Below are 10,896 nucleotides of genomic sequence, written 5' to 3'. Positions count from 1 at the left end.
GAGAAAAAATCGTAGCGAGGCCTTCATGGGTGCACCATGTGTCATATGGCCTAACATTCAAAAAGCAGCGAGAATCAAATTAAACAACATGGTAAACGGAACAATTATAAAAACCAGTCTTTGAATTCTTGATGGAGGTACCAGGCGAATTATATTGTCCGGAACCATTTTTGCTACTATTTTAGCTGGTTATGTTATCCCAGCATCTCTACCTTTTCTAAAAACTCCTCTACCTGCCTACGATGATGGTTATCATGCCAAACAAAACTGCAGAAATAGTTAAAAATCGAATTGGGATACCCGGAATATTGGTCAATGTCCTCTCCATTTATCCGAAATGTAATAGAAAAATCGTCGTGTGGAATTTTTTTAAGACGGCTAATTAATTCCTCTCTTTTATGTACCTGTTCGTTGATAACTTGTTGTTGTGAAATACCTGATAAGGCATAGGCGGATGCCTTCTGGTTTAATGTGTCAAAATCAATACTCGAGATGTCGGCATCTTGTTTCATTTTCGGCAGCATTTCAGCCATTATGTACTCATCCCAAAATGCAATATGTGTAATAATCTCTGCTGTTGACCATTTACCCTCAGCAATCGGCTCAAAGAAAAGTTTCCCCTCAATCCTCTGAAGAGACACCACCCATTCTTTGTATTGTTCAAAGTCATTTATTAAATCGTTCACTGTATACATTTTTTCTCCACCTCCTGCCTATATTATTTCGACCTTCTGAGTGATATCTCCTTTATTTTTCGTCCAATTCATAGGCGCTAGCTTCGTTCTCCTGATAAGGGGTCAGGAAAGTATGCTGGGCAGCTGTGTGGAGATCTCTCCAGATCCTGTTAAGGTTCGAATGCTGCATAACCATTTCCATACCCATATAGCGGAACAGATTTTGCGAACAAGTTATGGCAGTGGATGCTGCTTTTTTGCAGACATGGGAGACTTCTTCGATTGTTTCCTTGGATATGGGCTGTTGCTGAACATGCATTTGCCAAACATTATTAACGTTCTCATAATAAGCAGATTCCGCATTCTCCCATCTTTTCATTTCTTTTTGCCATTTATTGATCACAAATTGATATTTATTGAACTCCCCTTTGTTCCATTTGCTTTTATTTTGTTCAGCAATTGCTTTTACTTCATCAAGGAAGTGCTTTCCGATCCCGAGGACCACAGCAGCAAATGAAGCTTCAGAAAATGGAACAAAAGGGAAGCTATGTACGTCTACTCTGAAATGATTTTGCCTTTCAAAAATTGAAAATGTACGCTCTGCCGGTACCAGTTGCTGGTCTACTTTTATAGAGTGGCTGCTTGTTGCAACAAGGCCAAATGCATTCCAATCATGTAAAACCTCTACCTGATCTGGGAGCAGAATAAATGAAACAATTTCTGTATTTCCCGCGTCTTCTACGACAGTTGGCAGTGAAAATAGTGGCATACGGGGAACCGCTGCAAAATTTCCACTCACCTGTAACAAGATAACCTTGCTCTGTCCTGACTGCCTTTCCGCCAGGATGCCCGCTGCCTGCGATTACCGCATTGTCTGGTGAGAAGCTGTCTTTGGCGATATCTTCCCTGAAACATGGAGAAAACATCCCACCACCTGATCCGATCGTAATCGCCCAGCCAAAATTGCCGTCAATGGAAGATGCTTCCTGAAATATTTTTAAAGCCGTTGGCAGATCCATTGCTCTTCCGCCAAGTGATTCGGAGACAAATAATTTGAAAAGTTTCTTTTTATAGATGATATCAAGTACTGAGTCTGGTAATGCTTTAGTTGTTTCGATTTCTGCCAGATTTTCTTTGATTTGCTGAGACTCCTGATTGGTAAATTCCATTATTTTAGCTCTCCTCTTTTCATTTGTTCGAAAAAACACCCCAGCTGTGTACAGTGGGGTGCTCACCCTTATGAAAGGATTTCGTTAATTCTCTTCATTTCTTCATCACTGAAATCCATGTTACTTAATGCTTTTACATTTTCCTCGATCTGACTTGCCCGGCTTGCACCGATCAGGGCAGACACGACAGACTTCTGCTGTAAAACCCAGACAAGTGCCATCTGTGCGAGTGACTGGCCTCTCTCTGCAGCTAAATCATTTAGACTGTTCACTTTCTCTAATACAGTGGAAGAGATATCCTTTTCATTTAAAAACGGGATATAATCTTTCGCAGCACGGGAATCATCTGGAATGCCGTTTAAATATTTATTAGTAAGCAGACCTTGTGCTAATGGAACAAATGCAATACAGCCGACTCCATTGTCCTCCAGTACATCTGTCAGGCCATTTTCAATTTTCCGGTCAAGCATCGAATAAGCTGCCTGGTGGATAATAAATGGTGTCTTTTGATCTTGTAAAATCTTCACAGCCTGTTTTGTCTGTTCAGCATCATAATTAGAAATACCGACATATAATGCTTTCCCTTGACGGACGATTTGGTCAAGGGCAGCCATCGTTTCTTCCAGCGGGGTATTCGGATCAGGTCTGTGATGGTAGAAAATATCCACATAGTCGAGTCCCATTCTCTTTAAGCTCTGGTCAAGGCTTGCGATCAAATACTTACGCGAGCCCCAATCACCATAGGGACCATCCCACATTTTGAAGCCCGCTTTTGTTGAAATAATCATTTCATCCCGGTATGCGGCCATATCTTCTTTTAAAATACGACCAAAGTTTATTTCTGCGGAACCCGGCGGTGGACCATAGTTATTAGCTAAGTCAAAATGAGTAATCCCTAAATCAAACGCTTTAAAAAGCATCTCTTTTTGATTTTCAATCGAATCATTGTCACTGAAGTTATTCCACAGTCCTAAGGAAATAGCGGGTAATTGAATCCCTGATGACCCGCACCGGTTATAGGTCATCTCCTTGTATCGATCGTTGTTCGCAACATATGTCATTAAAATCCCTCCTCTTAATAGCCAACTTCCACAGCAGCATTAACAATATACATCAGGTCATTTTTATCATCTTTATCTTCAAGAATAATTCCTGAGGTTGTAGCCATTCCGCCATCAATTATATCAACGGTAACTGTACCGTAAGGAATTTCCTTCTTCACTTTTTCGATGTCTACTTTGTCCTTATCCATAGGTACAGCAAGTCTGACATTGACTTTCATGTTATGTAGGTTCTGTTCCGGCAGGTAATCCTTTATTCCTGGCATTGAATTATAGTGTATTGCATTTTCCACTGCACGCAGGCATGCCTTTGTGACATTCTGTCCGTGCACATCAATTCCTGTACCTGTTTCGACGAAAATAATCTTTTCCATGTAATCGTCTCCATTCCTTTTTTGTAATCATGTATTTTTAGATTAAGTGATAAATGCAGGAAAATCAAATGAGTCCACTCGTTCCTGAAGCAAGTTTCTGGTAGAATAGCAGGAAAACACAGCAAGGTAAAAGGAAGCTAAACAGATCTTGTCGAAATTTCCCCATGTTTCCTTATTTATTTCCCAGGAAATAATAAGCTGTCTGGAAATGGCAAAATCAAATGGGAAATCGGGTGCTTCTGAGTATAACGATTCGTTACTGCTCACCAGGGTATAGTATGATACAAGAAAAAAGGATGTGGAGATATGCCTAAAATGAAACCTGTAGTCGCCATTGCTGGAGCAAGCGGTTATATTGGCCAAAATTTGCTTTCCAAACTGAGCGGACGCATGAAGATAATTGGACTCTCCCGAAATGGGAACAAACATGAAGATACAGAAGATGTCACCTGGCGCTCCTGTGACCTTTTTTCACTGAGGGATGCAGAAAAGGGTCTAGAGGGTGCGGACATTGCCGTATATCTGGTCCATTCTATGATACCATCAGCCAAACTTACTCAGGGCCATTTTGCTGACATGGACGTTATACTTGCTGATAACTTCGCACAGGCGGCTAAAAAGCAGGGTGTTAAAAAAATTATCTATCTCGGCGGCATTGTGCCAAAAGGAGAAGAAAAGCTGTCCGCCCACCTGAAAAGCAGGCTGGAAGTAGAACGTATTCTAAGGGCATATGGAACACCAGTGACAGCATTACGGGCAGGATTAATTGTCGGGCCAAAGGGTTCCTCTTTCCCGATTCTCGCAAAGCTTGTTAAACGTCTGCCTGTTATGATTTTGCCAAAATGGACAAGAACCAGGACACAGCCGATTGCTTTAAAAGATGTGTTGCGGTCCCTGGATAAAACTGTTTCAGACGAGAAGAGTGTAAATGATTCCTATGATCTCGGGGGCCCGGAGGTTTTAACATACCGCGAGATGATGGAACAAATCGCAGAAGTGCTGGGGAAAAAACGAAGAATGTATGATGTTCCTTTTTTCTCCTTATATCTTTCCCGCCTCTGGTTAAGCTTGATTACACAAACACCAAAGGAAACTGTTTATCCGCTGCTTTATAGCCTGAAGCACCCGTTGACTGTACAAAGAGAAGAAGAAGGAATCAGTGACGGGAAAATTTCTTTTAAAGAAGCGGCTGCATATTCCCTGAGAGAAGCAGACAATAATAAACACAAGTTATTAAAGAAACCGGAAATCGGGCCACTCAAGCGGGATGTCCGCTCTGTCCAACGGATTCCTCTTCCTGAAGGTTACCGTGCGGGTGAAGTGGCAAGATATTATGTTCAATGGCTGGAAAACTTCCTCAACCCGTGGGTGCAGACAACTGTTGATGATGAGCTCAACTGTCAGATCGGCTGGATAGGCAGTAAAGCGCCATTGCTCGAACTTACCTATGCACCCGACCGAAGCACAGAAGACCGTGCCCTATATTATATTAGCGGCGGCTTCTTAACAGACACAAGCAAGAATGAAAGAGGACGATTGGAATTCAGGAAAATCCCGGAAGCAAATGAGCTGATTATCGCCATTCATGATTATCATCCATCCCTGCCGTGGTTTATCTATAAATACACCCAGGCAAATGTCCATCTGTTTGTTATGGCATGTTTCCGCCATCATATGAAGCAGATAGACAAGAAGCAAAAGGAAGAGCTACCGATATGAGAAAAAGCGATACTTTCATGGTATTGCTTTTTTCGCTCGGTGGAAAAGTTTATGCATAGTAGAAATTTTAACATTCCAATATAATAGGAGACTATCTGATATCCAGCCCCAGCATGGAAGCAAAGTGAATCGCCTGGTCTTGAGACACGATGCAGCCTTTTAAATCCTCCATTTTGACAACAAGCGTTTCAAAGTGGGAAGTACTAATATCAATCCCTTTTAGCTTAGTAGAATCGAAATTTGTCCCAGTCAGATCACAGTAAGAATAAATTGTTTTTGCCAGTTTACAATTGAAAAAATCTGCATTCTGAAGGTTCGATTCGCTGAATTGTGTTTTTTCAAACTTGGAGTCACCGAAATTGCACAGGGATAACACACAATTTTCAAATGAAACATTGCCAAATCGCCCCTCAATAAACTGCACGCCTAATAGCTTACAGTTCTTGAATGCAACCCGATGGATGCTCGCAGTACTTAAGTCAGCATTGGACAGGTCACAATTTTCAAAAAGAACATCTGTAATGTCGATATTTTCAAATGACGTATGTTGAAAAGTGGATTGTTTAATCACCATATTATTTAAGTGAACACGATCCAGCAACTCGTTATCAAAATGGGACCCTTCAATTTCTATGTTACTAAGGTGTGGGTCTTCTTCATAGAGAATATCCTGGAAGTTCCCCTGTGGTAATTCAGCGGGTATATTCGGTTTAGTTAATTTCATAGTTTTCCCCTTTATTTTTAAATGGAATCCAATATTTTTTACTATAATTAGTATATCATTTTAAGGAAAAATTCGGCATTAGCTACATTATAATTGTGGTAAACTAGAGAAGATAAAAGAGCAAAGGATGACACTGCAATGAAAATAACCATTGTAACAGTTGGAAAATTAAAAGAAAAATACCTCAAGCAAGGTATTCAGGAATATATGAAACGGCTCACTACATATGCCAAGGTAGAGATTGCCGAAGTGGCTGATGAAAAGGCACCAGAAAATATGAGTGAAGTAGAAATGCTTGAAGTGAAACGAAAAGAAGGCGATCGTATCCTTTCCCATATTAGCCAGGATACCTATGTTATTACACTTGAGATTAATGGGAAGATGCTGAGTTCTGAACAGCTAGCAGCTAAAATGGACGAGCTGGCAACTTACGGAAAAAGTAAGATAGCTTTTGTGATCGGCGGGTCATTGGGTATCAGTGAAGAAGTGCAGCAGCGGAGTGATTTGGCTCTGTCTTTTTCTAAGATGACTTTTCCGCATCAGGTGATGAGGTTGATTTTGTTGGAGCAGGTTTATCGGGGGTTTCGGATTAATCGGGGGGAACCGTACCATAAATAGAGGCAAAAACTTTTGTAAATAAGGTGGTAATTCTTTATCGGAAGCGGGTATTGAAAACGTGTTTTCATTATCCGTTTCACGATATAACAAATGGATAAGTATAAAGGTTTTGGATATGTTGATTTCTTTAAAATCAAAGTCGAGTTCAATTTCATTAATTGTTCGTGATTTTTCTTTTAGTTGTTTAATCGTTATTTTGTTAATAAGATGTTGAAGCAACCGCTTCTTATTCTCCCTTGAAGACTTTTTATACATTAAGAGAAATTGTTTTAGTAGTATTTCAATTAGTTCGGGCTGTATAATCTTTGAATCAGTAGTGCTTAACTCAACGGATATATCATTTTTCTTTTGCTGCAATTCCTCTTTTTCATTACTGACTTTCTGTAGTCTTTCTTGAAGAATTGCTGTCGGTATAGTGTTCTTTTCAAATGCTTCCATATAACGGTCTTGTACTGACTCTATTTCGGACAAGCGTTCTTCGATATTTTCTAATTCCTTATTAAGCTGACTATGTGAGTAAACTGAATTCGAGTTTATATCTTGTAGCGTTTTATATAACTTATTCTTAGAAAGTATTGTTTCGATTCTATTTATAACTGAATCCTCTGCATCATACGCTTTAATTGAATTCGCCCTACATGCAGATGATCCTTTATTGTGGAAGTCACCACAAACATAATAGCGATGCTTTCGTTTTGTTCCGTCTTTTCGAGTGTGAGTAGTGATTGATGGAACCATCCCTTTTCCACAATCAGGGCAACGCAATAGACCACTTAATAGGAAAGGTTCATTTGATTGTCGTTGCTTAAAGGATTTACTTTTTCTTCTTGCTTGAACAATACTCCATAGTTCATCTGATATAATGGCCTCATGTTGACCATCAACAAGGATAGGATTAGGATTTTTTCCTCTTCTTCGTTTTGTATCCCAATTCTCAAATTGTAACCATCTGATTTTACCAATGTAGATAACGTTGTCTAAGATTTGTGCTACACCATTGATGGAAAAGTAACGATTACGTTTAGTTTTATAGCCTGCTTGATTTAAGTGATTGGAAATTGCTCTTAATCCTTTGCCATTCGCATACATAGTAAAGATTAACTTTACTACTTCTGCTTCCTTATGATTGACAACAAGTTTTTTCTTATCAGTATGGTCGTAACCAAATACAACACCACCATTCCACAAACCTTCCAAAGCTCTTTGTTTCATACCAAGTTTAACGTTTTCTGATAGCGTGTTGCGTTCCATTTCCGCAATGGAAGCCATGAGTTGTACAACTAAACGACCGATCGGGGTTCCGGTATCAAAGTTTTCAGAGTAGGAAATAAATTTAACCCCGTAATCCTCAAATTTATCTAATAGTTTGAGTGTGTCTAACATATTTCGTGAGAGACGGGATATTTTCCAAACAATAACAGCCTGGAATTTGTCCTTTTCCACATCTACTACTAGCCTTTGCATTGCAGGTCGACCTTTTATGTTTTTACCGCTTATTCCCTCATCCACGTACTCTGCTGCTATTTGCCATCCATATAACTGTGTATATTGGCGTAAGGTATGTAATTGAGCAGAGATACTGTATCCCTCAGTCACTTGCTCTTCTGTGCTTACACGACAATAAATTGCTACGCTTCTGATTTCTTTCAAGTGTATAGCCTCCTTTCAAAATAATTCTAAGACTTAGACACAAAAAAGGAAAGGAGGTTATCCTTTCCTTCTATGCAGACTGATAAAATTGTGAAATGTATTCTAAATCAAACTTAAATTTAATCTCTTTGATAGTCCTTTCTTTTGTTGAATTCCCTCGATTCACATATATGCTATCAATAAAGGAGTGAAGAATCTTCTTTTTATCTTCATTAGAAATCACCTCAAAGAACACTTCTAACTTTTCAATAGCAAATGAAACATTCTCAACTAAATTAGGTTTTTGTCGTTGCTCTAATTGCTTTTCAAGAGTGTTGAGAAATTGGAAGAGTTTACTCTCCTCATTCCGAATATCCTTCATTTGTTGTCTAAAAGTTACTTCATCAAGGACATCATCACTTCTCCAAGAAATAATGTTGCTTTTTTTCTTTGTCAAACGTTGAAGTTCTATCTTTATATCTTTAATTTTGTGTTCAATGGGTTCTACTTCACTAGAGATGGTAGACATTGCAGTGTTTGTAATGGGGACTGTAAGATTTAGCGATTTTAATGTTTTGTAAAAGTAGTTGAATACGAATTGTTCTGCGTATTCCTTGTTGATAAGGTTAGATGAACATGCACATTTTCCGCTGTTTTTGTTTCTACTACATTGATAGTATTTATACTTTTTGCTACTGTTACCTTGAACCATTGGGGATCCACATTCAGGGCATTTTATCAGCCCAGATAAGGGATATGATCCGGGATGCAGTTTTTCGGGAATATAACTTTTAATTCGCAGTATTTTTTGGGTCTCATTCCAAAGGTTATCATCGATAATTCTAGTGTGTTTTCCTTTTTGATAATCTCCTCTCCATTTTACTTCTCCAATATAGATTCTATTGTTAAGAATCGTTTTTACAGCCGTGATAGTCCATTGTTTTCCATTTTTCGTTTGTATATTTTGCTCATTGAGGTTTGATGCAATTTTGCGGTACCCCCACTGGTCAATAGCATACTTTTCAAAGATATATTTCACTACTTTTGCTTCATTAGGGTCTAATTTGAGTTCCTTGTTTTCGGTGTAATATCCATATATCTTTCCACCATTAAGATTACCACTCTCATGATTTTTCTCCATCCCTGTTGAGGTACGAAATTTGATCATGTCCCTCTCAAGTTCCGCAACTAAAGACATGATATGATACAGTAGTTTCGCATTTTTGTCTCTGGTATCTATATTGTCTGCGATACAGATTAAGTGTTTGTTTGCCTCGGTGATTCTTTTATAGATGTATAGGGCATCAAGATTATCTCTTGAAATACGATCAGATTTGAATACGACAACATAATCAATATCTTCTTCTTTATCAAACGCATGATGATACATTTCTTTAAACATTTTTCTATCCTTCATATTTTCAGCAGAATGTGCCCCTTCATCATAAATATGGACAAGGGTTAGTTGATGTTTTTTGCAGTATTTTTCAATTTCCTCTTTTTGCTTATCTATAGATGTGTTGTCTAATTGTTTATCTGTGCTTACACGCACATATCCTATAGCTCTTGGCATGGGTAAATTCCTCCTATTTGGCAGTAACTACTTTTTCAAATTCAGTTTCATATTTAAGGAACATTTCAGACATGAGGTTAATGAAAGATTTGGCTTTAACTTTATCAAGTTCTTCTTCTGTCAATAATTGTAGTTCGAACTCTTCGTTGTAATCAATGGATGGGGTTTTCTTCATAGTTGATGTTTCCTTTCATGTTGAGGATTTCTTTCGTGGAATTTTTTTATATTGAGGGATAGAGTATGTTGCTCCCCTATGTATATAACTCTACTTGACTATCAAATCAAAGTAAAAATAATTAGGTTCTACCTTGCTTGAAAGAGTTTCCAATTTATGGTCTTTCATCTTGTGGTGATAAGAATTTCTATTGTGGAATAACTCATTTCCTAATTACATAGCATGAAAAATCAATTGCCTATCAGGTGGTTGATTAATACATTAAATATGGGTGGTTTCGGGAAAAAAACTTCTCTCGTTATCTATGAAAATAGGAGAAAAACGCTGGAAATGAGAGATATAAAGAAGAAGTAAGGTTTTTATGAACTTCCCGCTAAACACACGAAGGAGGAACTAAAATGTTACACACTGCACGTTTTTATATCGACTTAGCAAAAGATGAAGCCTACTTAATCGAGAGAAATCTAGGTATAACATTGGAGCAGCTTAAATATAAGGTTGGAAAGAAATTTGTGGGAATTACTGCATGGGTTATCCAAAAATATGGAATAAGGCTATTCTTTACAGTTGATTTTGTTAAGCTATTGAATAAATCAAATATTCAAGAAGCAGATTATGAACAAATTGAAAGAAAGATTGATGAATTTATCTTATTTGTTTTTCATGATGCTTCTTTCCTCGACCGTATCTGTATGACTAGATTGGATTATCGACGAGATGTACAAATACCCATGGTAGAAAGGGAACTGCTACTCTCTTTATATAGAAAGACTACATCAAAACATCGTCATCAAGTAAAGGATTTGAGATATAAAACCACATTATATTTCAACAGCAAAAGCATAATTAGTTGTGTGTACGGTAAGCCCGAATTATAAAAAAATAAGCGTACCTTCGAGTACGCATCACAAATAGCCGTATATTCTGATTTTTTTAATCGAATAACGGCTATTTCATTTATTTGCTACATTCTTCCTGAATCATTTTTGACCAGGGCATATATTGATCTAAAATTTCAGGGTTTTGTTGGAGACTGAAATTTGGTAGATCCGTAAAAAGTTTCTTTATATATTCATAGAAATCAACGCCGTTACTTTTGGTAGTTTCAGCGATACTCAAACAAATGGCATTCGCTTTTGCACCAGCTTCACTTACACTAAAAAGCCAATTTTTTCTTCCT

The 10,896-nt window shown here is 38.0% G+C and carries 11 protein-coding genes and 2 pseudogenes; 3 read left to right on the top strand and 10 right to left on the bottom strand.

The window, feature by feature from the left end; all coding sequences use genetic code 11:
* Positions 1 to 194: 194 nt before the first annotated feature.
* The 5 genes from BMW36_RS16565 to BMW36_RS16545 form a co-directional block, all read right to left on the bottom strand.
* Positions 195 to 695, bottom strand: a complete 501-nt coding sequence (locus tag BMW36_RS16565) for a DinB family protein (protein ID WP_089743173.1) — start codon at positions 693 to 695, stop codon at positions 195 to 197.
* A 52-nt stretch (positions 696 to 747) separates the two neighbouring features.
* Positions 748 to 1,443, bottom strand: a complete 696-nt coding sequence (locus tag BMW36_RS16560; protein WP_089743172.1) for an acyl-CoA dehydrogenase family protein — start codon at positions 1,441 to 1,443, stop codon at positions 748 to 750.
* A complete protein-coding gene (locus BMW36_RS16555; protein WP_089743170.1) occupies positions 1,346 to 1,843 on the bottom strand; it encodes an acyl-CoA dehydrogenase family protein in 498 nt (165 codons plus the stop codon). The genes BMW36_RS16560 and BMW36_RS16555 overlap by 98 nt, the downstream gene beginning before the upstream one ends.
* A 68-nt stretch (positions 1,844 to 1,911) precedes the next feature.
* The gene (gene mgrA / locus BMW36_RS16550; protein WP_089743168.1) at positions 1,912 to 2,904 is read right to left on the bottom strand and encodes an L-glyceraldehyde 3-phosphate reductase; all 993 of its coding nucleotides are present in this window, start codon (positions 2,902 to 2,904) and stop codon (positions 1,912 to 1,914) included.
* A 14-nt stretch (positions 2,905 to 2,918) separates the two neighbouring features.
* On the bottom strand, positions 2,919 to 3,278 hold the full coding sequence (locus tag BMW36_RS16545; RefSeq protein ID WP_089743166.1) for a Lin0512 family protein: 360 nt from the start codon (positions 3,276 to 3,278) through the stop codon (positions 2,919 to 2,921).
* A gap of 306 nt (positions 3,279 to 3,584) precedes the next feature.
* On the opposite strand from BMW36_RS16545, the gene BMW36_RS16540 reads away from it, so the two are divergent.
* Positions 3,585 to 4,997, top strand: a complete 1,413-nt coding sequence (locus tag BMW36_RS16540; RefSeq protein WP_089743165.1) for an NAD-dependent epimerase/dehydratase family protein — start codon at positions 3,585 to 3,587, stop codon at positions 4,995 to 4,997.
* Between the two features lie 91 nt (positions 4,998 to 5,088).
* Here the strand turns inward: BMW36_RS16540 and BMW36_RS16535 are convergent, their stop codons facing one another.
* Positions 5,089 to 5,721: a pentapeptide repeat-containing protein gene (locus BMW36_RS16535; RefSeq protein ID WP_089743162.1), complete on the bottom strand. Its 633-nt coding sequence runs from the start codon at positions 5,719 to 5,721 to the stop codon at positions 5,089 to 5,091.
* Between the two features lie 138 nt (positions 5,722 to 5,859).
* On the opposite strand from BMW36_RS16535, the gene rlmH reads away from it, so the two are divergent.
* Complete coding sequence (gene rlmH / locus BMW36_RS16530; RefSeq protein WP_089743161.1) at positions 5,860 to 6,339, top strand: 23S rRNA (pseudouridine(1915)-N(3))-methyltransferase RlmH; 480 nt, start codon at positions 5,860 to 5,862, stop codon at positions 6,337 to 6,339.
* A 594-nt stretch (positions 6,340 to 6,933) separates the two neighbouring features.
* On the opposite strand, the pseudogene BMW36_RS16525 reads toward rlmH, so the two are convergent.
* From BMW36_RS16525 to BMW36_RS20445, 3 genes and pseudogenes are all read right to left on the bottom strand, one after another.
* A pseudogene (locus BMW36_RS16525) lies at positions 6,934 to 7,989 on the bottom strand (recombinase family protein); the annotation flags it as partial.
* 70 nt (positions 7,990 to 8,059) lie between these two features.
* Entirely contained in the window at positions 8,060 to 9,541 is a 1,482-nt protein-coding gene (locus BMW36_RS16520) for a recombinase family protein (RefSeq protein WP_089743159.1), read from the bottom strand.
* Positions 9,542 to 9,554: 13 nt separating this feature from the next.
* Positions 9,555 to 9,716, bottom strand: a complete 162-nt coding sequence (locus BMW36_RS20445; RefSeq protein WP_175480507.1) for a hypothetical protein — start codon at positions 9,714 to 9,716, stop codon at positions 9,555 to 9,557.
* 398 nt (positions 9,717 to 10,114) lie between these two features.
* On the opposite strand from BMW36_RS20445, the gene BMW36_RS16515 reads away from it, so the two are divergent.
* A complete protein-coding gene (locus BMW36_RS16515) occupies positions 10,115 to 10,594 on the top strand; it encodes a hypothetical protein (protein ID WP_089743157.1) in 480 nt (159 codons plus the stop codon).
* A 79-nt stretch (positions 10,595 to 10,673) separates the two neighbouring features.
* On the opposite strand, the pseudogene BMW36_RS16510 reads toward BMW36_RS16515, so the two are convergent.
* Positions 10,674 to 10,896, bottom strand: a pseudogene (locus BMW36_RS16510) (transposase domain-containing protein); the annotation flags it as partial.

This window comes from Gracilibacillus ureilyticus, from assembly GCF_900111195.1.
GTDB classification, from domain to species: Bacteria; Bacillota; Bacilli; order Bacillales; family Amphibacillaceae; genus Gracilibacillus; species Gracilibacillus ureilyticus.
Note: the sequence above shows the minus strand (reverse complement) of the source record. Positions and strands in the feature narration are given on the sequence as shown.